This window comes from Rheinheimera mesophila (assembly GCF_000986865.1).
GTDB lineage: Bacteria > Pseudomonadota > Gammaproteobacteria > Enterobacterales > Alteromonadaceae > Pararheinheimera > Pararheinheimera mesophila.
Window position 1 is genome coordinate 1 of record NZ_LAVS01000023.1, and the last position, 25,602, is coordinate 25,602.

General features: G+C 49.0%; 21 protein-coding genes. 12 read left to right on the forward strand and 9 right to left on the reverse strand.

The genetic code is table 11. The annotated features are described in order from the left end of the window. Both SD53_RS09590 and SD53_RS09595 read right to left on the reverse strand, forming a co-directional pair. On the reverse strand, positions 1–812 hold an 812-nt coding region (locus SD53_RS09590), incomplete at its 3' end, for a lysylphosphatidylglycerol synthase transmembrane domain-containing protein (protein WP_241481782.1). Positions 813–1,077: 265 nt separating this feature from the next. Then, the gene (locus SD53_RS09595) at positions 1,078–2,424 is read right to left on the reverse strand and encodes a sodium-dependent transporter (RefSeq protein WP_046520026.1); all 1,347 of its coding nucleotides are present in this window, start codon (positions 2,422–2,424) and stop codon (positions 1,078–1,080) included. 248 nt (positions 2,425–2,672) lie between these two features. Here SD53_RS09595 and SD53_RS09600 point away from each other — a divergent pair, with 248 nt between their 5' ends. The 5 genes from SD53_RS09600 (at position 2,673) to SD53_RS09625 (ending at position 8,915) form a co-directional block, all read left to right on the forward strand. Further along, positions 2,673–4,184 (forward strand): thioredoxin-like domain-containing protein, encoded by a 1,512-nt coding sequence (locus SD53_RS09600; RefSeq protein WP_052749333.1) that lies wholly within the window; start codon positions 2,673–2,675, stop codon positions 4,182–4,184. A gap of 39 nt (positions 4,185–4,223) precedes the next feature. After that, positions 4,224–4,916: a 16S rRNA pseudouridine(516) synthase RsuA gene (gene rsuA, locus SD53_RS09605; RefSeq protein WP_046520027.1), complete on the forward strand. Its 693-nt coding sequence runs from the start codon at positions 4,224–4,226 to the stop codon at positions 4,914–4,916. Positions 4,917–5,152: 236 nt separating this feature from the next. Next, the gene (locus SD53_RS09610; protein ID WP_052749334.1) at positions 5,153–5,881 is read left to right on the forward strand and encodes a complement resistance protein TraT; all 729 of its coding nucleotides are present in this window, start codon (positions 5,153–5,155) and stop codon (positions 5,879–5,881) included. Between the two features lie 256 nt (positions 5,882–6,137). Next, complete coding sequence (locus SD53_RS09620) at positions 6,138–7,109, forward strand: catalase family peroxidase (protein ID WP_046520029.1); 972 nt, start codon at positions 6,138–6,140, stop codon at positions 7,107–7,109. A gap of 111 nt (positions 7,110–7,220) precedes the next feature. Then, positions 7,221–8,915, forward strand: a complete 1,695-nt coding sequence (locus SD53_RS09625; RefSeq protein WP_046520030.1) for an alpha-amylase family glycosyl hydrolase — start codon at positions 7,221–7,223, stop codon at positions 8,913–8,915. A gap of 85 nt (positions 8,916–9,000) precedes the next feature. Here the strand turns inward: SD53_RS09625 and SD53_RS18045 are convergent, their stop codons facing one another. Then, entirely contained in the window at positions 9,001–10,620 is a 1,620-nt protein-coding gene (locus SD53_RS18045) for a sensor histidine kinase (RefSeq protein ID WP_052749335.1), read from the reverse strand. Between the two features lie 208 nt (positions 10,621–10,828). Here SD53_RS18045 and SD53_RS09635 point away from each other — a divergent pair, with 208 nt between their 5' ends. After that, the gene (locus SD53_RS09635; protein ID WP_046520031.1) at positions 10,829–11,374 is read left to right on the forward strand and encodes a hypothetical protein; all 546 of its coding nucleotides are present in this window, start codon (positions 10,829–10,831) and stop codon (positions 11,372–11,374) included. A gap of 12 nt (positions 11,375–11,386) precedes the next feature. Here SD53_RS09635 and SD53_RS09640 read toward each other — a convergent pair whose 3' ends face one another. Next, on the reverse strand, positions 11,387–11,647 hold the full coding sequence (locus tag SD53_RS09640; protein ID WP_046520032.1) for a DUF1289 domain-containing protein: 261 nt from the start codon (positions 11,645–11,647) through the stop codon (positions 11,387–11,389). 564 nt (positions 11,648–12,211) lie between these two features. Here SD53_RS09640 and ilvG point away from each other — a divergent pair. The 4 genes from ilvG to ilvA all read left to right on the forward strand — a co-directional run bounded on the left by ilvG (position 12,212) and on the right by ilvA (position 17,721). Beyond that, positions 12,212–13,870 carry an acetolactate synthase 2 catalytic subunit gene (gene ilvG, locus SD53_RS09645; protein WP_046520033.1) on the forward strand — a complete coding sequence of 553 codons (1,659 nt, stop codon included), beginning with the start codon at positions 12,212–12,214 and terminating at the stop codon, positions 13,868–13,870. After that, complete coding sequence (gene ilvM / locus SD53_RS09650) at positions 13,867–14,139, forward strand: acetolactate synthase 2 small subunit (RefSeq protein ID WP_046520034.1); 273 nt, start codon at positions 13,867–13,869, stop codon at positions 14,137–14,139. Before ilvG ends, ilvM begins: the two co-directional genes overlap by 4 nt. Before the next feature lie 157 nt (positions 14,140–14,296). After that, positions 14,297–16,150, forward strand: a complete 1,854-nt coding sequence (gene ilvD, locus SD53_RS09655; protein WP_046520035.1) for a dihydroxy-acid dehydratase — start codon at positions 14,297–14,299, stop codon at positions 16,148–16,150. Between the two features lie 65 nt (positions 16,151–16,215). After that, positions 16,216–17,721, forward strand: coding sequence for a threonine ammonia-lyase, biosynthetic (gene ilvA / locus SD53_RS09660; RefSeq protein WP_046520058.1), 1,506 nt, complete (start codon positions 16,216–16,218; stop codon positions 17,719–17,721). Positions 17,722–18,016: 295 nt separating this feature from the next. On the opposite strand, the gene SD53_RS09665 is transcribed toward ilvA, so the two are convergent. From SD53_RS09665 to SD53_RS09685, 5 genes are all read right to left on the reverse strand, one after another. Beyond that, on the reverse strand, positions 18,017–19,009 hold the full coding sequence (locus tag SD53_RS09665; protein WP_131647779.1) for a hypothetical protein: 993 nt from the start codon (positions 19,007–19,009) through the stop codon (positions 18,017–18,019). A gap of 380 nt (positions 19,010–19,389) precedes the next feature. Then, positions 19,390–19,764, reverse strand: a complete 375-nt coding sequence (locus tag SD53_RS09670) for a hypothetical protein (RefSeq protein ID WP_046520037.1) — start codon at positions 19,762–19,764, stop codon at positions 19,390–19,392. A 352-nt stretch (positions 19,765–20,116) separates the two neighbouring features. Further along, complete coding sequence (locus SD53_RS09675) at positions 20,117–20,407, reverse strand: nucleotidyltransferase family protein (RefSeq protein WP_046520038.1); 291 nt, start codon at positions 20,405–20,407, stop codon at positions 20,117–20,119. 15 nt (positions 20,408–20,422) lie between these two features. Beyond that, on the reverse strand, positions 20,423–20,638 hold the full coding sequence (locus SD53_RS09680) for a helix-turn-helix transcriptional regulator (RefSeq protein WP_173425696.1): 216 nt from the start codon (positions 20,636–20,638) through the stop codon (positions 20,423–20,425). Then, the gene (locus SD53_RS09685) at positions 20,638–21,129 is read right to left on the reverse strand and encodes a hypothetical protein (protein WP_046520039.1); all 492 of its coding nucleotides are present in this window, start codon (positions 21,127–21,129) and stop codon (positions 20,638–20,640) included. The genes SD53_RS09680 and SD53_RS09685 overlap by 1 nt, the downstream gene beginning before the upstream one ends. A 427-nt stretch (positions 21,130–21,556) precedes the next feature. On the opposite strand from SD53_RS09685, the gene SD53_RS09695 reads away from it, so the two are divergent. Next, on the forward strand, positions 21,557–24,427 hold the full coding sequence (locus SD53_RS09695; protein ID WP_046520041.1) for a DUF2135 domain-containing protein: 2,871 nt from the start codon (positions 21,557–21,559) through the stop codon (positions 24,425–24,427). Between the two features lie 268 nt (positions 24,428–24,695). After that, the gene (locus SD53_RS09700; protein ID WP_046520060.1) at positions 24,696–25,598 is read left to right on the forward strand and encodes a prenyltransferase; all 903 of its coding nucleotides are present in this window, start codon (positions 24,696–24,698) and stop codon (positions 25,596–25,598) included. The last annotated feature ends 4 nt before the right edge of the window (positions 25,599–25,602 follow it).

Sequence of the window (25,602 nt, forward strand, 5' to 3'; positions counted from 1 at the left end):
TTTACATCGGGTAATGCCAGCAAAAACATCACTTCCAGCACGCCTAAACCACCGGGGGCGTGCGATAACAACGCGGCGGAAAACGACGCCAGAAAGATGCCTAATACCATAAAATAACCCGGGTTACTTTGCTCGGGCAGGGCGTAATAAATAATGGCGGCGGCCGCTAATAACTCCAGTGGCGCTACGACTAACTGACGGCAAATCAGCGAAAAACGCGGGTATTCCAGCTTCAGCTTCCATAAATCGATGCAGCGTCTTTTCATAAAGCTGCCCCACAAATACAGAGCAACTAAAAATAACATGCCAACGCCTAACAAAATCGCTACCCACTCCGGCAAGGCGCTGTGGAAGTGAGCGGGCAAACTGGGTTCAATCAGTAACACAATGCCACCCAATAAGATGGTGCCCAGTGCAAAAGTGAAGGAACAAAACGCCACCAGAATACCGACTTCGCCTGCGGTTAAACCTTGTGAGCGGTAAGCCCGGTAGCGCACTACAGCGCCGGAGAATACGGACGCGCCGAGGTTGTGGCCTATAGCGTATGCAGTGAAAGATGCGAAAGAAATAAAGGTCCAGGAAACTTTTTTACGCAGATGGGATAAAGCCAGCCGGTCATACCCCGCCAGGGCGATATAAGCAAAGACGGTCGCTAAGGCAGCCATCAGCCACCCTTCTAAAGAGATAGCCTCAAGACTGACGACAACATCTTCATAAGAAATATCTTTGAGCTGCTCAAGCAGCACATAAACCGAAAATGCTACAGCGGCCAAACCTAACAACGGCCAGAAGTAGTCTTTTTTTATCATCATTTCAATCCTTGTCTGATCGCTTGTTTTCGCGTTGCGGCGAAAAGGGCAACACAACCATGACGTGTCTCATGTGTCTTCTGTCCTCTGGTTCGCACTCCAGCAGGCAGTCGATCTGATGTTCTATGTATCACTCTGGGCCTATCTCAGCACTCAGGACGAGCTTTGGCAAGCAAAGCCGTGTTTTTTACTGTTTGGCCGCTTAAAACTACAGCAGATTGGCTCAAATCGGCGTGCAAAACCAGCTCGCCGGTGTGAGCCTGATGGATTAACTGCCTTTGATCGTCATGACGGCCACTATGGCAATCAGCACGGGCGAGACAATAGCCGCTAATAACCAGTACACTTTTTGCACTGCCCCCGGCACTTCACCAGCCAGTATGGCTTTAATTTGTGGCCAGACACGCCAGCCAACAAAAGTAGCAGCAAACATCCCGCCCAAAGGCATCAGCACATTAGACGCCATAAAGTCCATGGCATCAAATGGGGTTTTTCCGAATATGGTAAAGCTTTCCATACCGCCGCCAAAAGACAAGGCGGCAGGAATACCGAGAATGACATAGTTCACCACGGCGACCAGGATAGTGGCTAGTTTACGGTCCATCGCATATTCATCAATCAAAAACGCCACTACTGGCTCCAGAATAGAGATGGAAGAAGTCACAGCAGCAAACAGCAGCAAGCAGAAGAAAATCAAAGCCAGCACCTGACCCCCCGCCATTTGGGCAAAAAGTGCCGGCATAGTGATAAAGGTTAAACCAGGGCCTGCGGCTGGATCGACGTCAAAGGCAAAGACCGCAGGTAAAATCATTAAACCGGCCAATACTGAAGCCATAGTGGCTAAACCGGCAATCCATAAACCCGCATTTACCACTTTAGTTTCAGGGCTTAAATAAGAGCCATACGCCACCATTAAACCGGCGCCTACGGACAAGGAAAACACTGCCAAACCTAAGGCGTCCAGTACCATTTTAATGCTCAGCTTGCTCCAGTCCGGGGTAATGAAATACATCACACCTTCCATAGCGCCTGGTAAGGTCAGACTGCGCCATACCATCACCAGCATTAACACAAAAAGTGCTGGCATCAGAATTTTACAAATACGTTCAATACCAGCCTGAACACCGGCAATCACAATCACGGCAGTGATGATCATAAACAGTGCGGTGTAAATTAAAGAAGCGGTTGGGTTAGCAATAAAATGGCTAAAGGTATCACTTAATACTTTGGCATCAGTCGTCAGCACCGTGCCCTGTATGGTTTGCACTATATAAGCAATGGTCCAGCCCCCTACCACACAGTAGAAGCCCAGAATTAAAAACACCCCAAGTACAGAAAGCCAGCCGGCCACATGCCAGTAGCCTTTGCCTAAAGCACGATAGGCTGAAGTGGCTGATTTTTTTGCGGTGCGGCCTATCATCATCTCAGCCAGTAACATCACCACGCCCACTGAAAATACACAGGCCAGATAAACCAATAAAAATACGCCGCCACCATTGGCTCCGGCAACATAAGGGAATTTCCAGATCGCACCTAAGCCCACTGCCGAGCCTGCTGCTGCCAATATAAAGCCGATACGCGAACCCCAGCTGCCGCGTGTTGTAGAGTTAGTCATGCTTATCTCTTGTTTAGTTATAGTTTTTTCTTTTTGTATCTGCAGACCCACGGATACAGACAGGGCTCGTCTGGAAGTCACAGAAGTTACACCTTGGTGTGCAGCAAGATAGAGGAAATCTGTGTCAAAAAGCAACCAAAAATCCGTCACTGTCATTAATCTATCGTTAAACTCAGGTAAAACATTGAACGAAAATGGCGGATAGACCGTTCTATAGTAGGTAACAGCAGTCTGGCCGGGAGTCACCGATGCGTTTAAAACTGAAAATCTGGATTGTCATTATGCTTTGTAGTTTAACTTTTGGTCTGGCCAAGGCGTCAGCCCGCACCAATAGTGTCGAGTTTCCTGCCGGTTTACCCTGGTTAAATGTGACGGAACCACTCACTATGCAGCAGCTAAAAGGCAAGGTGGTGTTACTGGATTTCTGGACCTACGGCTGCGTCAACTGTATTCACGTCATTCCCGATTTACACAAGCTGGAACAGAAATACGGCAATAAGCTGGCCGTCATTTCAGTGCATTCCCCTAAATTCGATAATGAAAAACAACTCAGCACTTTAACCTCCATAGTGCGACGTTATGGTATGCAACATGCCGTGGTCAACGACGTTGATTTTCAACTCTGGCGCGCTTATGCGGTCAGAGCCTGGCCTACTTTTGTGCTGATAGGGCCAGATGGTAAATACGTCGGCCAAACTTCAGGCGAAGGCCGTTATGACATACTGGATCAAGCCATAGAACAGTTACTGGCAGAGTTTAAAGGCGAGCTTAACCTCAAGGCATTACCTATCCAGTTATTGGATCCGCTGAATACTGCATTAGCAGCGCCGGGCAGCCTGACTGTTGATGAGCGTTATATAGCGATCAGCGATACGCTGCATAATCAAATTGTAGTGCTGGACCATCAGGGCAAGCTGGTGAAACGTTTAGGCTCCGGCATCGCAGAGCTGAAAGATGGGCACAGCGACAGCAGTGCTTTTTCGTCCCCTCAGGGGTTGGTGCTGACGGAAAACGCCTTGTACGTGGCGGATACCGGTAACCATGCCATCCGCCGTATTGATCTCAGCACTTTTGAAGTCCGTACTCTGGCTGGTAATGGTGAACTGGCTCAAGGCCGGTTGATCCCCGGTAAAACGCCTACTCAAGTCTCGTTGCGCTCGCCCTGGGATTTAGCGTTGGACAAAACCACGTTATACATTGCGATGGCCGGTAGCCATCAAATTTGGACTTTGGATTTGCAAAGTTCTGAACTCAAAGCTTTCGCTGGCACAGGTCAGGAAGCCTTACTGGATGGCAAACGCACCGATGCAGCTTTTAACCAGCCCAGTGGTTTGGCTTTGCGGGGGAACAGATTGTGGGTGGCCGATGCAGAAGCCAGTGCTGTACGGCAAATTGATTTAAGTTCCGGCGACGTCGACACCCTAGTGGGGCAGGGCTTATTCGAGTTTGGTTTAAAAGATGGTGGTTTTAAACGAGCCTTGCTGCAGCACAACAAAGACGTGGTCTGGCTGGACAAAGATACCCTGGCGGTGGCCGACACCTATAACCATAAAATCAGGTTATTGGATTTAGACGAAGAGCAGGTGATGACGTTAAGTTTAGGCACTGAGCTGAATGAACCCGGTGGACTGGCGGTTTTTAACGGCGAGCTCTACATAGCGGACACCAACAATAACAGAATAGTGCGTTGGCACCTGAAGGAGCAAAAGTTAACGGAACTGCAAGTGCCTGCAGCGGCAAAACTGGAGTCTGCCCCCTGATCTGGTTACACTGGAAATAGAAAATCCAGGAAATTCAACATGCGTTTAGATAAGTTTATATGTGATTGTACTGGTCTGACCCGCAGTCAGGCCGGAAAAGTAATACGGCAAAAACTGGTCACAGTGAACGGCGAGCTGGCCAAACAACCTGCTTTGCAACTCAAAGCCACAGACAAAGTGTGTTTCGATGGTGAAGAACTGCAGTTGATTGGGCTGCGTTACATCATGATGCATAAACCTGCCGGGTATATTTGCTCAACCGAAGACCCGGATCACGAAACAGTGTTCGCGTTAATGGACGAACCTCTGCTGGAGCGTTTGCATACAGTAGGACGATTGGATCTGGATACCACCGGCATAGTGCTGATCACCGACGATGGCCAGTGGTCACATAAAATCAGTTCACCTAAACATCACTGCGCCAAAACCTACAGAGTCTGGTTAGCCGACCCTGTGCCTGAATCAGCTATAGCCCAGTTTGCCGAAGGTATAATGTTGCGGGGTGAAAAAACCTTAACTAAGCCTGCAGAACTGGTGATACTAGACCCACACCAGGCTTTGCTAACGATCAGCGAAGGGCGTTACCATCAGGTCAAACGTATGTTTGCTGCTATTGGCAACAAAGTGGAGAAGCTGCACCGCGAACAAATTGGCGACTTGCCATTGGATCCGGATTTAGCCGAAGGTGAATACCGCTATTTAACCCCTGAAGAAGTCGCCTTGTTCCGCTGATACCTCAAGCTGGTGCTGACCACATGGTTTACTGTGAAGCATGTGGTCTGACTCCTCCTAATTCATCTGCAATTCAGCGGCCCTGGTTATAATCAAGCGGCATACGGCAGCAGAAGCGTAAAACGGCATAGTCTGTTACAACTTTTAACCTGATGTATGAATACTTCGCCTTGGTCTGCAACCTGCTGTCCGCTACACTGTGCAGGTCTAATTTCACTTTGTGTTATGGAGTTTGTATGTCAAAAATGAAAATCGCTGTTGTTGCTTTGGCTCTTGGTGCTTTGATGTTGTCAGGCTGTTCTGCCACTCATACGGCGATCAGCAAAAGGAATTTGCAAGTTCAGACCAAGATGAGTGACACCATCTTTCTGGACCCTGTGGCAGATGACAAACGTACTGTATTTATTCAGGTACGTAACACTTCAGATCAGCAAGGTTTATCTATTGAGCCTCAGATCATCGAAGCTGTGCAGGCCAAAGGTTATCGCGTAGTACGTGATCCTGATCAGGCTAACTTCCTGTTACAGGCCAATGTATTGCAGGCGGGTCAAACTGACCTGCGCTCACAAAATGAAGCCTTTGGTAGCGGCTTTGGTGGTGCATTAATTGGTGGTGCTATTGGTAACCAGTTTGGTAGCGGTGGCGGTCGTGCGGCGGCAACTGTAGGTGGTGCTTTAATAGGTTTAGCCGCGGATGCGCTGGTGAAAGATGTTCATTACAGCATCATCACCGACCTGCAAATTTCTGAACGCGCGAAAAAAGGTGTTGTGGTGCTGGAAGAAAACAAAGCCAGCTTAAAACAAGGCAACAGTGGCTATAAAAATGTTAGCTCGACTGAAGAAACCGAGTGGAAACGTTACCAGACCCGTATTTTGTCGACAGCCAATCAGGTCAATATGGAATATGCCGAAGCTGAACCTGAGTTAGTAAAAGGCTTGATGCGTTCAATCTCCGGTATTTTATAACCCGTTCTTTTTACAGCCAGAGCGGCCTTGACACAGTGTTTTGGTCCGCTCAGCTCTTTCTATGATTTCCCAGTGGCCGCTGTGTTGTTGTCTGCAGTGGCCATTTTTTATGTTGTGCTGTCCTACAGAGCAGCCTTCGCTCCGATGTGCAAAATCGTTCCTGACGATTTGGTGTTCCGTTTTTTTGAAAGTTTTTCATTGATCGTCCTGTCTTGATTGGTTGTATCTATTGCTCCAATTCGAAACAGGACGGTGTATGAACAAAATTACCTTGTCGTTATTGCTGGCGTTAAGCCCGGCGTTGTCTGCAGCCGAACAGGCCACACCTAATCAATTTATCGATGTGTTTGCCAAAATTTTTGGTGAACATAAAGGCGAGCGCAAAGGACATGCCAAAGGTTTTTGTGCGGCCGGTACCTTTAAGGCGCTACCTGATGCAAAAAACTTCAGCTCAGTGGCCTGGTTATCCGGTGAAACTGTACCTGTGACTGCGCGTTTTTCGATGGCGGGTGGTAATCCAAAAGCGCCTGAAAACAGCCGTTCTCCACGCGGCTTAGGTTTACAGCTAAAAACAGCCAATGGTCAAATCCAGCATTTTGCCATGTTAACCACTCCTGTGTTTGGCGCTAAAGATCCGGAAACCTTTTTAGGTTTACTGCAGACTCAGATCCCAGATCCGGCTACAGGCAAGCCTGACATGGCCAAAATTCAGGCCTTCCGTGCGGCTCATCCGGACACTCAGGCGCAGGCCGAGTATTTAGCAAAAAATTCTCCGCCCTGGAGTTACGCCACCACACCGTACTTTGGTATTCATAGCTTTTTTATCAAAGACAACAGTGGTGTCGAGCAAAAAGTACGTTGGCAATTTGTACCTAAAGATGGGGTGAAAGGTTTAACTGAAGCTGAAATCAAAGCACCGCCAACGGAGTTTTTACAACAGCGTCTGGCAGAGCGGTTAGCCAAAGGCCCAACAGAGTGGACCATGCAGTTGGTCGTGGGAGAAGCCGGTGATACTGAAACCGATCCATCAGTGGTATGGCCGAAAGAACGTAAAACACTGGATGTCGGACTCTTGTCTATTACCGCAGAGGGCGGAGAAGCCTGTACCGGTGTTAATTTTGATCCCAATGTACTAAGTAGCGGCGTGCGTGCCAGTAGCGACCGGGTATTACAAATGCGGTCTGCCGCGTATGCCATCTCTTTTGGTAAGCGTTTAACTAACCAATAAGCCAATACAACACGAAAACGAATGCACTAATAGAGTGCATTCGTATGCAGTCTGGCCCTGTGGCTGGAATTTGACTAAGCTGGGTCAAACTCAAGAAACAGGGATCTACCAATGTTGAATAAATCAATGCTCGCGCTGGCGTTAGCTATAGCATTAACGGGCTGTGGCAAAGCGCCGCAACAAACGACCACCAGTAGCACTGCGGATACTCCGGCCGCTGTTCAGGCCACAGCAACAAAAGCCTGGTGGCAGGATGCGGTGTTTTATCAAATCTGGCCCCGCAGTTTTTATGACACCAACGCCGATGGCACGGGCGATTTCAAAGGCATCGAAGCCAAGCTGCCGTATTTGCAAGATTTAGGTATTAACGCGATTTGGTTAACACCTATCTTTGAAGCGCCTTCTTATCATGGCTACGACTTCACCGAATTTTATCAGGTAGAACAAGATTACGGTTCTATGCAGGATTTTGAGCAGTTGGTACAGGCAGCCAAAGCCAAAAATATTAATATCATCCTCGACTTAGTGATCAATCATATCTCCGATAAACATGAATGGTTCCAGCGCTCAGCCAAAGGTGAAGCACCTTACAAAGATTATTTTGTCTGGCGTGACGAACTGCCCACAGATGGCTGGGGACCCGCCTGGAGCACGGAAGTTAAACCTGAAGCGGTCTGGCATTACAACGCAGAGCGCAAAGCTTATTACTACGCGGCTTTTGGCGCATCACAACCGGATCTGAATTTAAAACACCCTGATGTCATTGCTGAAATGAAGAAAATGGCCAAATTCTGGCTGGATAAAGGGGTTGCAGGTTTCCGTTTAGATGCGGTGCGTTACGTGCAGGAAGATGGTCCACAACAAAGGGCAGATACCCAGGGCACGATCGATTACTGGGTCGACTTCACTCAGTATGTGAAAAGTGTCAAGCCCGACGCCTATTTGGTAGCGGAAGCCTGGGTTGATTTGCCGATAGCAGCCAAATACTGGGGCAATGGCAAAGGCCTGGATGCTGGCTTTGACTTTGAATTTGGTTACAAGGTGCTGGAGCTGTTGAACGCTGGCAAACAAAATGCCGAGTTTGGCACTATGCAGCAAGCGACCAGTCAGCAGGCAGACAATGTGCTGATGGCAAATTTACAGCAGCGCAAAACAACCTCAGCCCCAATGGAGTTTTTTAGCCCCTTCCTGACCAACCACGACCAGCCGCGTTTAAGCTGGCAATTGGGTCAGGACTTTAATAAAGCCAAGCTGGCTGCGGCCTTGCTGTTTAGCTCACCGGGCACAACGTACATCTATTATGGCGAAGAAATTGCGCTGACTCAGGCGTCAGACAAAGAGCATTTACACCGCCGTTCGCCAATGTTCTGGGACAACAGTGCTCAGGCTGGTTTTAGTACAGCGGAAAAAGTCTGGGTGCAACGGGACGACTTATTCCCGCCTCAGGCCGAAAGTGGCTGGTGGACGCCATTTTTAGCGGCGCAGCAGCAAGGACCAAACAACGTAGCGGCTCAGCAAGCCGACGCCAAATCTGTCTGGTCTTTGTATAAATTCCTGATCCAACAAAAAGCCAAACGTGCCGAGTTTGGTATAGCCGGAGACTACAAAGCGGAATTTTTAGCCGATGGTAAGTTGCTGAAAATTGTCCGCTCTTTAGCGGATAAACAAAGCCTGATGCTGCTGAACTTATCGGCTGAGACGCTGGCCGTCCCGGCTGATTTAGTACCTGCAGGCATGACAGTGACCTGGCAGGAAGATGAAACGCCAGAGCTGAATGCCCACCAACTACAAATCTGGCAAAACTAAAAAAGGGTCGGGGCTTTGGCTCCGCCCCTTTGATCAGGCTTATACAGCGCTTTAGTCTGATGAAGCAATCAATAGGGAGGCAGAGTCAAGACTCTGCCCCCGGCAAGTCGATATAAAAATTGCTACCAACACCTGCGGTGCTGTCAAAAGTTAAAGTACCACCGTGTTTTTCTACAATAGATTTGCTGATACTTAAGCCTAAACCTGTGCCGCCAACATTTCGTACATCTGAGGTGTCCGACTGACTAAAAGGCCTGAAGATCAAGGTTTTAAAGGCTTCGTCTATACCAGGCCCCTGGTCGCTGATGGTGATTCGGACCCGTTGGCCCTGTTGCTGCACCTGTAACTGAACTACAGAGTCAGCAAAAGAAAATTTAGCCGCATTGGATAACAAATTGGCTAAGACCTGCATCAAACGGTTGCTGTCCGCCCATACCCACAGCTCCTCAGCCACAGGCCCTAAGACGATGCTTACTTTATGCTGTTGGGCATAAGAGGCCATTTGGTCAACGGCATTATGCAGCAAGGGCGCCAGTTGTACTTTACTAAACTGAAAACTCATCTGGCCGGCTTCAATCTTTTGTATATCCAGAATGTCGTTGATCAACCGGATCAACCGCTGACTGTTTTGTTCGGCCAGTTCCAGCATAGCGCGTATTTTAGGCGTGGGTTCTCCCAGTGCATCCCCTAAAATTAACCTCAAAGCGCCGTGAATAGAGGTTAAAGGTGTGCGCAGTTCGTGACTGACAGTAGAAACAAAACGGTTTTTCAGCAAATCAAGTTGCTTACGGGCGCTGATATCTTCATACACTGCAATACCGAAGGTGAGTTCACCATGTTCGTTGTAGCCAGGTCGGCCCCAGGCCTGCATCTGGCGGCGAATGCCATCCCGCTCAATTTCTATATCCTCTGCCTGGCAAGTTTCCCCTGCCAACGCCTTGGTTGCAGGCATCTGTTCTGCCGGGTAGATCTGGTCTGTACCTGCAACAAAAGCCAGAGGTTGCGCCGGAGCCGGGCCTAATAATTCTTCAGCCGCTTTGTTGTTGTAATAAGGCTTTTGATCTTTCCCCATTACAACCACACCCATCGGCAAATCGTCTATCCACTGCCGGAACTGATGCTGAGTTGTAGCCTGTAAGGATTCGGTGTAGGTAATAAAAGTGCGGACCACCACAAAAAAGGCGATAAAGTTTACGATCAGATACGTGGCCCAGGAGGCGGGATCGGCCATGTAACGGGTCACGCTGACCGGGATCTGCAGATAACCCAACATAAACCCCATCGCCGTGCCAATCAGACTGACCAAAGTAGCGAACGCCAGTGCCATGGCGACTTTGGCGTTATACAGCACATAACCCACCACACAACTTAATACCAGCCACCAAACGCCGGGAGACGCAAAGCCAAAAGTCAAAGCCCCCGGCAAACCGATCAGCCAGAATACCAGGATCAGCAATACTCCTTTCGGATGCAGCGGCATCTTATGACAGACAAAAGCCCCTATGACTAAAGCCAGGCCGACCACCGCATGAACGGTATAAACTGGTAGCCAACCGGTATTGAAGGAGCGGACAACAGACAGAGGGACACCAATCAGCGCAATCAGGGCAAAGCTTCGCCATAACGAGTCGGTAAACTTGTGTCGGATAGCGCTGAGCTGACGTTGCAACTCGGTTGTGGAGGTGCTTTGGGACTGACTCAACAATCAGATACTCCGCATAGTGCATCAGTTCACTCTAAACCAGTGACACAACAAGGTGCAATCTATCCGTGAACCTGAGACTAAAATAAGGCGTAAAGATTAAAAATAAATAACCGGACTTAGGTTGCAACTGGAGAGGAATTCAGGCTACAACTAGAAAGTGCCTGTTTTCACAGCCGTAGTGTTGAACCAGAGCCACCAAGGAGTTTGCATGCACTATTTTTGTTTGAGTCTGCTGTTATGCTTCAGCGCTGTCAGTCTGGCGGCTGTAGACCAAGCCGATCAATTTATTATCGATGGTGTGCCTCATGACGTGGACAGCAGTCCACTGGAAAAACTTTATGCGGCTGATGAAATACGCCTGAAGCTGCCACAACCATCGCACTGTAAGGCCGGGCAGAAGGGCTATCAGGGCATCTGGGAATTAAAAGGGCAGCAGCTTTTTCTCAACACCTTACAACAACCTGACTGCAACAACTCTGCAGCCAGGGTCGATCCACAGTTGCTGTTCAGTGAAAAACAGTATCCGCTGAAAGCGCAATGGTTTACCGGCGCTATCAAAGTGCCGCTGACCGATAAAGATTACAAACATTGCCTGACCGATGAAGGCTCAGATGAAACCATTGGCTATTCCTATCTGGCCATGGTGTACGAGTTTATCGCTGGTAAGCTGGTGAAGCAGTCTGAGCAGATTGTCACAGAAAACTGGCAAAGACCACGCAATAACTGCGCTGACGTGCCGACCGCCAGAGTCTAGGCTCTGCTGGTGTCAGAAACCAAACATATCAGGGGTAGAACCTAAGTCAGCTTCGAGGTTTTGATCCGGTTTGCCGGCAAGCCGGGCGGCATCGCGCCGCGCTCTGCGCTGTTCCAATAGTTTCAGAATGCGCGAGCGCTCGGCCACAGGTTTGTTATGCCAGTTAAAGCGTTCATCACGCGAGCGCAAACAGCCAAGGCAATACCCTTTGCTATTGTTTTCGCAGACCCCAATACAAGGATTGGGTAAGTCAAACAGCTCTAATTGATCCATTCCACCAACACTGCACCACACTCTGGTTAAGATTCTGGCTTATTCTGCCTAAAATTGCAGCTTTTGTAATTTTTTTACGAAAATCAGCAAAAAGCAAAAATAGTTGTTGACTAAAGATGGTTAGACGGCTATTTCTATAGGCACAAATTTTCGGCACCTAACGTAAAAACACCGCCGAAGTAAAAAGATAAACTTAACCAAAGAGTTAACATTAAAAAATGCGTTTAGCTTCTATTCTGAACATTATTGTGGTCCTCGTAGTCGTGGTGATTAGTCACTGCGGGGGCTCGCGTTTGGAATTTTAAGCAGCAAAAAAATTCTCAACAAAACCCCCGCACCGAAAGGTCCGGGGGTTTTGTGTTTTAAGGTCCCCGGAAAGTTCGAAAAAGGTTTTGTTGGTAACCATATCAACAATAGAAAACAGATTGGCCAAAGTAATTGGTGTTGCAGCTAGGCGACAAGGAATTGAGACCCCAGGAGCATAGTGAACTATGTGACTGGGGCGAGAGTCCGCAGTCAACAACGCTGCAGCGCCAAGTACGAAGGCCAAAAGAGGGGAAGGACATGAAAGGCGCAGAACTGGTGATCAAGCTGCTGGAACAACAGGGAGTCGAACACATCTTCGGCTACCCCGGCGGAGCTATTATGCCAATCTACGACGCGCTGTATCAGAGCAAAGTCAAACACTACCTGTGTCGTCATGAGCAGGGTGGGGCTTTTTCTGCCATAGGTTATGCCCGCAGTTCAGGCAAAGTGGGCGTTTGTATGGCCACCTCTGGCCCTGGCGCGACTAACCTGATCACCTCCTTAGCCGATGCTTTATTAGATTCAGTGCCTTTAGTCGCCATCACAGGTCAGGTCTCCCAAGCCGTAATGGGCACAGATGCGTTTCAGGAAGTCGACGTGTTAGGTTTAAGCCTGGCTGTGACTAAACACAGCTTTATGGTGCGCGATGTTACCGAACTGGAACACACCTTAAACGAAGCTTTTGCGCTGGCGATGTCAGGCCGTCCGGGCCCTGTGTTGGTCGATATTCCTAAAGACGTGCAACTGGCCGAAGTGCAGTTTAAACCCCGTTTAGTCGAAGATACCGCTGCATCCCAGCCGCAGTTTTTACCGGCCGCCGCTTTGGATCAGGCACGCTTATTAATCCAGAATGCGAAAAAGCCAATCGCCTACATAGGCGGCGGTGTGCATATGGCCGACGCGGTAAGCCAGTTGCAGGACTTTTTAGCCCAAAGCCAAATGCCGTCGGTTACCACCTTAAAAGCTATGGGCACAGTGCCAGCTTCAAACCCTTATTACCTGGGTATGCTGGGCATGCACGGCACTCAGGCTGCTAATTTAGCGGTGCAGCAATGTGATTTATTGATCTGTTTAGGCGCCCGTTTTGATGACAGGGTGACTGGCAAGCTGGCGGCTTTTGCGCCGGACGCCAAAGTGATCCATATCGACATAGACCCAGCCGAGCTGCACAAATTACGCCGCGCCGAATGCGCCATGTTAGGCGATTTACGCCAGTTACTGCCAGCTATGTCAGTACCTACACACTGTGCCGACTGGTTACAACATTGTCTGGCGCTGAAGCAACAACACGGCTGGCGTTATGACCATCCGGGTGAGCGTATTTTTGCGCCTTTAATGCTGAAGCAACTGAGTGAGCGGATGCCGGACAACGCTGTGGTGTGCTGCGATGTAGGTCAGCACCAAATGTGGGTGGCGCAGCATATGAGCTTTAGTCACCCGCGCAATCATTTAAGCAGCGGTGGTTTAGGCACTATGGGCTTTGGTTTGCCCGCCGCCATAGGAGCACAACTGGCGCGGCCTAAAGATACAGTAGTGGCAGTCAGTGGTGACGGCTCTTTTATGATGAATGTGCAGGAACTGGGCACCATCAAGCGCTTTCGCCTGCCGGTGAAGATTGTGATTGTGGATAACCAGCGTTTAGGCATGGTGAAACAATGGCAGGAGCTGTTTTTTAACGAACGCTACAGCGAAACCGATTTGTCCGATAACCCGGATTTTGTTTCGTTAGCCGCTGCTTTTGCCATTCCTGGTCACAGCATCAGTCGCAAAGACGAAGTATTACCAGCGCTTGAAGCCATGTTCACCTGGCCAGGCCCTTACTTATTGCATGTACGAATCGACGAAACCGATAATGTCTGGCCCTTAGTACCGCCAGGAGCAGCCAATCAGGATATGTTAACGGAGAAAGCACAATGAGCAGCCATGTTTTAACCATCCAAACTAAAAACCAACCTGTGGTATTAGAGCGGTTATTGCAGGTCACCCGTTACCGTGGCTTTGAAGTGGCCGGTATGGAAATGAAGCCTTTGGCTGATTTCAGCGGCTTACTGGTGAAGTTGTCTATCGTCAGCGACAAACCGATCAGCCTGCTGACTAACCAACTGAACAAGTTATACGACATCGACTATCTGGATTGTGTGGAGTCTGAACAGACACAAGCCGAAGCGGGTTCAATGCGGGCTTAAGCCGCTAAACTTAAGACAAATTAAAAATGGGGTCAGACCCCATTTAACTAAACATAATTAATTTACCCCGAAGTGAAGCCGCAGCCAGGCGAAAAAGCTCAACAACGCTGCGGTTCCAAGTACGAAGGGGAACTGAATAAATTGGAGCAACAAAACCATGCCAAAGTTAAGATCCGCCACTACCACCGAAGGCCGCAATATGGCGGGAGCCCGTGCTTTATGGCGTGCCACAGGGGTAAAAGATACCGACTTTGGTAAACCTATTATTGCGGTTGTAAACTCCTTCACCCAGTTTGTGCCTGGCCATGTGCATTTACGCGATTTAGGCAAACTGGTGGCTGAAGCTATAGAAGAAGCAGGTGGTATTGCCAAAGAATTCAATACCATCGCCATAGATGACGGCATTGCCATGGGCCACGGCGGTATGTTGTACAGCCTGCCGTCACGCGAAATCATTGCTGACTCGGTGGAATATATGGTCAACGGCCACTGCGCCGACGCTATGGTTTGTATTTCCAATTGCGACAAAATCACTCCAGGCATGTTAATGGCGGCTTTGCGCCTGAATATTCCGGCCATTTTTGTCTCTGGCGGCCCTATGGAAGCAGGTAAGACCAAGCTGTCGGACCAAATTATCAAGCTGGATTTAGTCGACGCTATGGTCTCCGCCGCTAACCCGAATGTCAGCGATGAAGACAGCGAAAAAATTGAACGCAGCGCCTGCCCAACCTGTGGTTCCTGCTCTGGTATGTTTACCGCTAACTCGATGAACTGCTTAGTGGAAGCTTTAGGTTTGGGCCAACCGGGCAATGGCTCTATGCTGGCCACCCACAGCGATCGTAAAGCGCTGTTTATCAGTGCGGGCCAGCGCATTATGGACCTGACCAACCGCTGGTATAAACACAACGACGCCAGCGCTTTGCCACGTAATATCGCTAATAAAACCGCTTTTGAAAACGCCATGATGCTGGACATCGCCATGGGTGGTTCCACCAACACAGTGCTGCATTTATTGGCCGCTGCTATAGAAGCCGAAGTGGATTTTGGCATGAGCGACATAGACAGGTTATCGCGCATAGTGCCGCACTTATCCAAAGTGGCACCGAGCACACAAAAATACCATATGGAAGACGTACACCGCGCCGGTGGTGTGATTGCCATTCTGGCCGAATTAAACCGCGCTGGTTTGTTAAACCCAAATACCCCTCATGTGGCGGGTACTTCTTTGGGTGACGTGTTAGAACGCTTTGACATTATGACCACCAAAGATCAGCAGGTGTTAGACTTCTATCGCGCTGGCCCTGCCGGTATCCGCACCACTCAGGCTTTTTCGCAAAGCTGCCGTTACCCAACGCTGGACGACGACCGGGTTGAGGGTTGTATCCGCAGTAAAGAACACGCTTATTCACAGGACGGCGGTTTGGCTGTGCTGTACGGCAACTTAGCGCCCAACGGCTGTATTGTAAAAACCGCTGGTGTGGAAAAAGAAAACCTGGTGTTTAACGGCCGCGCCCGTATTTTTGAAAGTCAGGACAGTGCGGTAGATGCCATTCTGGCTGGCAAAATTGTCGCAGGCGACGTGGTGATTATCCGCTACGAAGGGCCAAAGGGTGGCCCAGGCATGCAGGAAATGTTGTATCCAACCAGTTACTTAAAGTCTATGGGTTTAGGTAAAGCCTGCGCCTTAATCACAGATGGCCGTTTCTCTGGCGGTACTTCGGGTTTATCCATAGGCCATGTGTCACCAGAAGCGGCCAGCGGCGGCGCTATTGCCTTAGTAGAAGAAGGCGACGCTATTGCCATTGATATTCCAAACCGCAGCATCGCCATAGGTGTCAGCGATGCCGTATTAGCAGAGCGCCGCACTGCGATGGAAGCCAAAGGCAAATTAGCCTGGAAACCGGTAGACCGTGTGCGCTCCGTCAGCCCGGCGTTAAAAGCCTATGCCATGCTGGCAAGCAGTGCCGACAAAGGCGCAGTGCGTGACCTGAGTAAATTGGAAAGCTTATGAGTGTGGTAGAGAAATCTTTTAAAACTGCAGCAGACTGGCAGCGCCCAACACCAAACCCAGGTTTGATGCAGCAATATTTACGGGAAATTTTATTGTCGCCTGTATATCAGGCGGCGATAGAAACCCCGCTGCAGGCTATGCCAAAACTCGGCCAGCGTATTGGCCAGCATGTGCTGTTAAAACGTGAAGATATGCAGCCTGTGTATTCCTTTAAGCTGCGTGGAGCTTTCCATAAATTACATAAAGTGCGTGAGCAAAAGCCGGGTGGAGACGTTGTGTGTGCATCGGCTGGCAATCATGCCCAGGGTGTGGCTTTATCCGCCAGCAAATTAGGCCTGAACGCCACTATTGTGATGCCTATCACCACGCCGGAAATTAAAGTAGCAGCAGTCAAAGCCCTTGGCGGCAAAGTGCTGCTGCACGGCACCGCCTTTGACGAAGCCAATAAGTTTGCCATGGAGTTATCCCAGACTCAGGGCGCCACTTATATTCCACCTTTTGACGATGCCGACGTGATCGCAGGCCAGGGCACTGTCGCCAAAGAGCTATTGAGCCAACATAACAAACTGGATGCGGTATTTATTCCGGTCGGCGGCGGTGGCTTATTGGCTGGTATGGCGGTGTATATCAAAGCCGTAATGCCGGGTGTCAAAGTGATAGGCGTAGAGCCGGACGACGCCGCCTGCTTAAAAGCCGCAATGGATGCGGGCGAGCCTGTTACGTTAGACAGAGTAGGGCTATTTGCCGACGGTGTGGCGGTAAAACGTATAGGCAACGAGACCTTCAAACTGGCGCATTTATACTGCGACGATGTGATCACAGTCTCCAGCGACGAAATTTGTGCGGCGATAAAAGACATCTTCGACGACTTAAGAGCAGTCGCAGAACCTGCAGGTGCTTTGGCTTTAGCTGGCCTGAAAAAGTATGCGGCAACTGCCGATCAGACACAGAATTTAAGCGCAGTACTGAGCGGCGCTAACCTAAACTTCGATACCTTACGTTATGTGTCGGAGCGCTGCGAACTGGGCGAGAAAAAAGAAGCGGTTTTTGCCGTGACTATTCCGGAAGAAAAAGGCAGCTTCCGCCGTTTCTGCCAAACCTTAGGCGGCCGTGCCATCACCGAATTTAACTACCGTTACGCCAGCGACAACAAAGCCCATATTTTTGTTGGCATCAAACTACGGCACGGCGCAGAAGAACTGCAGCAGGTGAATCAAGCCTTATCGGCCGCAGGCTACGACTATCAGGACTTATCCGACGACGAACTGGCCAAACTGCACGTCCGCCATATGGTCGGCGGCATGCCCCCGCGTTTAGTGCAAGAGCAGGTTTACCAATTCAACTTCCCGGAATACCCAGGCGCGTTAATGAACTTCCTCAATACTCTGGGCGAAAAATGGAATATCACCTTGTTTCATTACCGCAACCATGGTGCCGCTACGGGCGATGTATTGGCTGGCTTTGAGATTGCTGATCATGCGGAAATTGCTGAGCATTTGGATACTTTGGGCTATGAGTATCGGCTTGTTACTAGTAATGGGGCTTATAGGGTGTTTTTGACGGCGGATTAGAGGCTGGAGCGGTAGGGGCGACCTTGGTGGTCGCCCGTGTTTAATTTCAAAGGTTACTAAGTTGATATTCCGCACTTACCCATTCGCAATATCCCACAGCATCTTCTGTATTTCTTTTGGCTCTGGAAACTTCTCAAAGCTCACGGTGCCGTCGCTGTTCAGCCAGTGTGCACTCTTCAGATAACATTCATAGACGACCTTGGTTTTGGTATCTCTGTAAGGATAAACACTGACGTTGGTGACGTATTGCATATCGCCTTTTTTCAGGAAGATAGACGCTGTTTTTTCAATCAGATCATGAAGATGATTTCACTTCCTCCACTCGAATTGTCTCAAGTATTCCTAAAATTTCTGACACTTTTACAGAATAAACACTATCTAAACTGTTAAGAGATTGCTTAAGCCGGTTAACTAAATATGGTCTCGCTGTAGGGTTTTTTGATTTAATGAGCTTTTCTAAAGTTTCCTTTATTCTTTCAAGGACGGTATCCACGCGATAGCCATAATCACTACCTAATTTGATAGCAGCATCTAAACCTTGCGTTTGAGTTAATAAAATGTTTTGGGTAACACCTTTAATATCCCATACCCGTTCTTCAACATGCAGCATACTTCCTTCAAGATGGATTTGACCGACACTTAAAATCGATATCTGACTAGCCATAGACTCAACATTCATAGCTAACTTTTCGTGAAGCTTTTTCGATTCAGAAAAAATTTTCTCAAGCTTATTGTCAAAAGACTTTTCTACTTCTCTTACCTGTTCGTCGATGCGAGTAAGCTTATTGTCAAAAGACTTTTCTACTTCTCTTACCTGTTCGTCGATGCGAGTAAGCTTATTGTCAAAAGACTTTTCTACTTCTCTTACCTGTTCGTCGACGCGAATAAGTCTATTCTCAATAGTCTTAGCCTGTTCGTTTATTACATCTGCATTATCTGACTTTATCTTGATTTCCCATTCACCTAATAAGGTAGCGATTTCCTGCTTAAGTTGCTGTTTATCTTTTTCATGTATCTTAGAGTTCGACCACCATCCATAACCAATTAGTAATAGAGCAATCCCCCCCATGAAACTCAAAGACCAGTGTACAGTTGATAACAAAGAAGATTGATAATTTTCAAGCAAGTCGTTTCTAATTTTCATTTCTTGTAGTTGAGCTTTTAGCTCGATTACTACTTTATTATTTACATCTGCCGTTTCTTCAGTTTTATTTTTAGGAGCAACTTCCTCTGCATGAATTCCAATCGGAAAAACAAAGGTAAGCATCAATATTATTACTCTCAGCAATTGTAGTACCTTTAAAATTATAAAAATTTACCGCAAGGTCAAATCTTACCCCGTACCCCAGTTAAATTTAAAACCAGTGTCAGGTCTTGCCCTGTGCCCCAGTTAAATCTGAAGTTACGAAAGAAAAAATTGGTGTCAGGTCTTGCCCTTTGCCCAGTGAAATTTGAAGTCGCATAAGAAAAGCAGAAAGTATGAAGCGTGAGCTCTAAAGGCTGAAACGCCAAGAAGAACTGAACTGCCAAACTCCCTTTTCCGGCAACTTCGTTACAGTTGTAACTCGTTTAGAACCAAGGTAAATCACCTTTTCAGAAACGGCAAGCTGTTTTTCGGGACTTGCGGCGGATCAAAGGCTCTAAACTTAGATTTTGTCTGTGCTTGGCCTACCTGGATTTCCCACAACGAAGCCTGATTTCTGCACGTTGTTTTATCGAATCTGGTATCTGGATAGTTTCTACCAGTTTTTGCTCTGTTATTTTATAGCTTCTTTTTTCATCCCATTCAGAGCCTTCGTTATCAGCAAAATGTAGCTCGACAGAGATTTCGTTGTTGCTAATGACCCGAATTGATTTCACTGTAGCTATTTTTTCCCAATAACCAAATGCGTCGTTATCTATATGAATTGAATCTATATCATCAGTGACTTCACAGTTACTGTTCCAAATACCTTTAAATGCTTCGGGCAATACATTCGTGGCTTGAGCCTGAGTGCTCATCAAAAAGGTGCTTAATATAGCTAGAGCTGCTATTCGTTTCATAAAACTCCTTGACCAAAAAAACGAAAATCAGTGTCAGGTCTTGCCCTGTGCCCCAGTTAAATCTGAAGTTACGAAAGAAAAAATTGGTGTCAGGTCTTGCCCTTTGCCCAGTGAAATTTGAAGTCGCATAAGAAAAGCAGAAGGTATTAAGCGGGAGATCTAAAGGCTGAAACGCCAAGAAGAACTGAACTGCCAAACTTCCTTTTCCGGCAACCTATGTATGGTTGTAACTCGTTTAGAACCAAATTAATTCAGCTTTTCAGAAACGGCAAGCTGTTTTTCGGGACTTGCGTCGAATATCAAATGATGGATGGGTAAGTTGTTGTTTTTATAACTTTTTCAAGGTGACTACTTATAAAGGTTTTGACTCTGTCAATACTGTAGTTCTGACTTTTTTTGGTAAAGCATTGGGTGTCAAAACATCGACCTGAACTTTAAGCAGTTTCAACAGTTTATGGCGGATAGCACCTATGTCGAGTAGGGTCATTTCTGGTGTGGGGTCGACCAGCAAATCCAAATCGCTTTGTTCTGTATCTGTGCCCCGCAACACTGAACCACAAACCCGGGCGTTGCTGGCATGGTGGGCCGCAACGACTTGACGGATCTCTTCGCGGTGTTTAGTTAAAGCATCTGAAGGTTTCATACCAATATCACTCCTTCACCTAAACCCATCAAAGCTAAAAATCTGTTCTACCGGCACTTCAAAATAACGGGCCATTTGCAAAGCTATTACGACAGAGGGCGTAAAACGGCTGGTTTCTACTGTGCTGATGGTTTTACGCGATACGCCTATGGCGTCGGCCAGTTGCTGCTGCGACAGGCCTTTGGCGGCGCGCAGCTCTGCAATTCTGTTGTACAGGGGTTGCTCTTCCATCAGTTGCTGTCCTGCGCCGTTTCGTCTTGTTCATCCAGTACTGTGCGCAAACTCAGATAAAAACTGATGGAGCCGGCAAAGATGGTCAGTAATAAAAAGGGCTGGAAGCCAAGCCAGTCCGGGTTGCCGTTTTTGTTGATTAAGTGGGTTGTGACATAACCTGAAAACGCCACCACTATAGTTAAGTTATAGGCCAGCGTAGTTGCGCGCTGAAAACGGCTGCGTAAGTATTCGTCCTGAAAATCGCCGCAGATCTCGCGGATTTTCCAACCGTAGGACAGCAGCTTAGGTTGTTTGGTTACTTTAACCAGAAAATAAACCACCGAAAACAGCACGCCATAACTAAAAGCATCACTGACTGCTTTTAGCTCAAACCAAAACAAACTGATATCTCTTAACAATTGGAAGCCTGTCAGCAGCGCAAAAAACAGTGCGCCGGAGATAGCAGCTTTGACACAATTTTCCTGATCTTCAATAGTCCATCTAGCCATAATGATTGTTCCTTTTTAGTGACTTTAGATACCTTGAGGTATCAATATGAAACCTTTAGGTATCAGTGTCAAGTTTTTTTTGATACCCTAAGGTTGCATTTGTGTGGTAAGACAGAGCATCGGTATCAGGTTTTACCTGCCTTTAGTTTTCCTAAAAAAACTCTGCCGTCGCTGGCGAAAATGGCCTATACCCACTTGATGTTGCGCCGCTTTGGCCCTGCTTTGCTCTTTTGTTCTGTGGGCGTTTTTAAAAGTAAAAAGCAGGCTATTGTTAAGTCGCCCTTCACAAATAAAGCAGCACTCTTTAGCTTGCCTCACTGTTGTTTAGTGGCGTGGTTTTTTTGTCGCAGAGGCTGTATTTCAGGTGATGGTGGCTAAGGTGGTTGCCCTGTAAAAAGGCGGTCAGAACAATTAAAGGATAATCTGGATGAAACTCAGAATCACGTTGCTGGCGGCGTTAAGTGGCCTGTTGTGTAGCCCTTTGCAGCTTATGGCTTTACCGCTGTCCAGTTCAGAGCCTGGCACTGTGCTGTTGGTGGAGTCGTTGCACTGGCAGCTGGACGGGCCTTTTGCTCAGCGTCATCTGGAGCTGCGTATTCAAAATGCCGGTACTCAAGTGCTGGAAACCACCTTGCAGTTACCTTTGGCCGCAGATGAGCGGCTGCAAAGTTATGCGCTGGATGTGGCAGGGCAGTACCGACAAGCGGTGCCAGTGCCGAAAGTTCAGGCCCGCGCTGTGTTTGAAGAAACGGTGCGGCGGCAGGTAGACCCGGCTTTGGCTGAAAAAGCGCCGGGCAATAGTTACAGTATCCGGGTGTTTCCTGTACCAGCCGGTGGTGAGCGCCGGGTTCGGCTGACCATCGCCAGTCTGGCCGAGCGCACAGACTGTGGCTGGTTGCATCAGTTAAAGGCTGATCTTCCGCCCGGCCCCTCGTTAAAAGCCTCGGTCACTATCCACGAAACGCAGCGATCTTCTGTAAAAACCTCACTGCAACTGACTAAAAAAGCCGGACAGTTACAAGGCCAGTGGCCGGTGAAAGCCGGTGCTGCGCAGTCCCTCTGCCTGAAAGCGCCAGCAGGCGACAGCAGTTTTAGCCAGAGTTTTGCTGATGGTTTACAGATGCACTGGCTGGAAGTGCCAGCGCTTGAGCAGGCAGAAAAAGCCCGGCCGAAAACTCAGACGCGGCATATCGAGGTGGTGTGGGATTTGTCGTTAAGCAGCCACCAGCAATCGCGTCAGGCGGAGCTGGAATTGTTGGCGGCTTATCTGAAAAACCGCAGTAGCACTGTCACTCTTACCTTGTTGCGGCAGGATCTGCAGCGTCAGCAGCTTTCCATCAACACGGCGGCAGATATTCAGGCACTGGTGCAACGCCTCAGTGCTGAACCTGCCGATGGTGCCACCAACCTTGCGGGCTGGACTGCACTGGCAGAGGCAGATGAAGTGCTGCTGTTCAATGATTTGAAAAACACTATGCCAGCACAGCAATGGCCTGCGCCGTCTAAACCTATTTACAGCATCAGCAGCAGTCTGACCGACCCGGCCTTAGCGGCCTGGTTGAGCCGCGCAGGCGGGCGCATTATTGATTTATCCCGCCATAATGCACTTGAAGCGCTGCAGCTGTTAACTACCTTGCCTGCACTGCAACTTAGTTTAACACCGGGTGATTTATCCTGGTTCAGCCAGAGCCATACGCCGCAGCAAGGTGCTTTGCGTGCCTGCTATATCGCGCCTTCTGCTGGTCCGGCCGCATCTGCCATTACTTTACCTGTGCTTTATGCAGGCGATGCCGGGCTGAAACAGCATGCACTGAAACAGGGGCGCAGCAGTGAGCTGGCGACCTTCTGGTGCGCCAGCTGGTGGGCAGAAAGCCTGGCTTTACAAGGCGCTAAACACAGCACTGAACTGGCGCAGTTGGGCAGTCGTTTTGGTATAGCGACCACGCACAGCAGCCTGCTGGTATTAGAGTCTGAACAGGATTATCTGCGCCACGCTATTATGCCGCCTGAGGCTGACGCCCCGTTGCGGCAAAAAGTGCTGCAACAGGCTGAACTGCTGGCGCAGCAAAAAGCGGCGCAGGCGATCAGCAACAGAGCCGCTATTGAAGCCGGTTGGCAGGAACGTTTGGAGTGGTGGCAACGCAGTTTCCCGAAAGATAAACCTCAACCTGTGAAAAACAGCGCTGAGCAGGCCGCAGCTTCAGAACGACGCGCTATGGCGCAGCGCAGTGCGTCCGAGCAGCGGATGGAAGTAGCCTCAGCCACACAAAGCGCTTACGAGGCTATGGCGGTGGCCGCTCCGGCTGCACCACCGCCAGCCTCGGGTTCAATCCCAAATACTGCAGCGCCACAGGCGGACCAGAGCATTGCGATGCAGTTGCAGGCGGTGAGTATGGAGTCGCCTTATTTAGCTGAGCTGAAACTAGCCAGTTCTGCACAGGCGCTGTATCAGCGTTATCTGGATTTACGCACGGCTTATGCGCAAAGCCCGGCCTTTTATTTTGATGTCGCGCAGCGCTTGTATGAACTGTCTGACTCTGCTTTAGCGCAGCGGGTGCTGAGTAACTTGCTCGAATTGATGCCAGAGCAACACTCCACATTAAGATTAGTGGCCTACCGTTTACAGCAGGCAGGCGATGACGAGCTGGCAAAGGCTCTGTTGACTAAGGTAGTGCAACTGGCGCCGGATGAGCCGCAATCTTATCGCGATTTAGCGCTGGCGCTGACTGCTGAGGCGGAATGTCAGCAGGCTTTAAACTTGTTGCAGCATGTGGTTGAAACGCCATGGCACGACCGCTTTGCCGAGATTGGTTTAATTGCGCTGGGTGAATATCACGACAGAGCCAGCCGTTGCCAGACAGCCAAGCCTGCGCAGTGGTCAGGCGTGATGAAAACACCTTTGCCTGTTGAGATGAGGGTGGTGCTGGCCTGGGATTTAAACGACACAGATATCGACCTGCATGTGATTGATCCCAATGGCGAAGAAGCTTTTTATGGCCACAGAGCCACCTATCAGGGCGGCCGGATGTCAAAAGATTTTACCGGTGGTTATGGCCCGGAAGAGTTTATTCTGCGCTCCCCCAAAGCGGGTGAGTATCAGGTGCTGGTGCGTTATTACGGCAGTCAGCTGGCGCGTTTAAGCCGGGGCGTGATGCTGGACTTAAAATTACAAACCGGTTTTGGCAGTCCTGCTCTGCAGCAACAGCGGGTCAGTATGAGATTGCTGGAAAAAACCGACAAGGTGTTGGTTGGCAGTTTCAAAGTAACAGCTTCGGGCAAGTTACAACTGAGCAAATAACGGAAAACATGGGGCGGCTCTGAGGCAGTGTGGGCGCAGTGCTTTACTTAAAGCCTTGCTGCTACAGCAATTACTGGGTAAGTTGTTGCTGTCGTGCTTAGCCTTGTTATGGCCTGTTGTGGCTTAGCGGGTTCTGCAGTTTCCTGTTAAACAACACAGGGCTGTCGCCTGTTTGTGCAGCGGTAAGTGTCAATACACTGTCACAGATCAACAGCTAAGCTATGGGATCAGGTTATGCTGCCGCTGTTTAGTTGATATGGAGCTTGTGTTGTTAAAAATTCTTTGTGGCGTTGCCCGCGCCAACTTTCTTACTCTCACTTTAGTCTGTATAGCACTGGCCGCTGTCGCTAGCTGGCAGGCGGGTCATCCGCTGCAGGCTGGTTTAGCCGCGCTTGTCACCCTGATTGGGCTAGCAGCTCATATCAGTGTGAATGCCTTTAACGAATACTTTGATTTTAAATCTGGTCTGGATTTTTTAACCGAACGCACTCCTTTTAGCGGCGGCAGCGGCACCCTGGTGGAGAATCCTCACGCCAGCACTATGGCGCTGGTTTTGGCGCTGCTGAGTTTATTGGTGGTGATAACCGGGGGCTTGTATCTGGTGTCGCAGCACGGCTGGCCTTTATTGCTGATTGGCATTCCGGGTGTACTGATTATTTACGCCTATACCCAGTATCTGAATAAACTGCCGCTGGCTTGTTTACTGGCACCTGGGCTGGGTTTTGGTGTGCTGATGACACTGGGCGCTTTTTGGGTGTTTGCCGGTGAATTAACAGCCGGGGCCTGGGTGCTGGCGCTGATTATCAGTTTGCTGGTCAGTAACTTATTACTGCTGAACCAGTTTCCGGACCTGGAAGCTGACCGTCAGGTTGGGCGTCGGCATTTGCCTATTGTGATAGGGCGGCGGCGTAGCGCCAGTGTTTATTGTCTGCTGGCGCTTGGCAGTTATCTGTTGCTGATCCTTGCTGTGCTGATGCAGCTGTTGCCGTGGCAAAGTTTACTGGGGCTTTTCAGCCTGCCGTTACTATTAAAATTACTGCCGGGCATTTTTAAATATGCCGACCGTCCGGACCAGCTGCGGCCTTATCTGGGCATGAATGTGTTGTTATGCCACTTGTACCCCTTGCTGCTTAGTCTGGGTTTATATTGGGCTGGCCCGCTGGCGGGCTGATGTC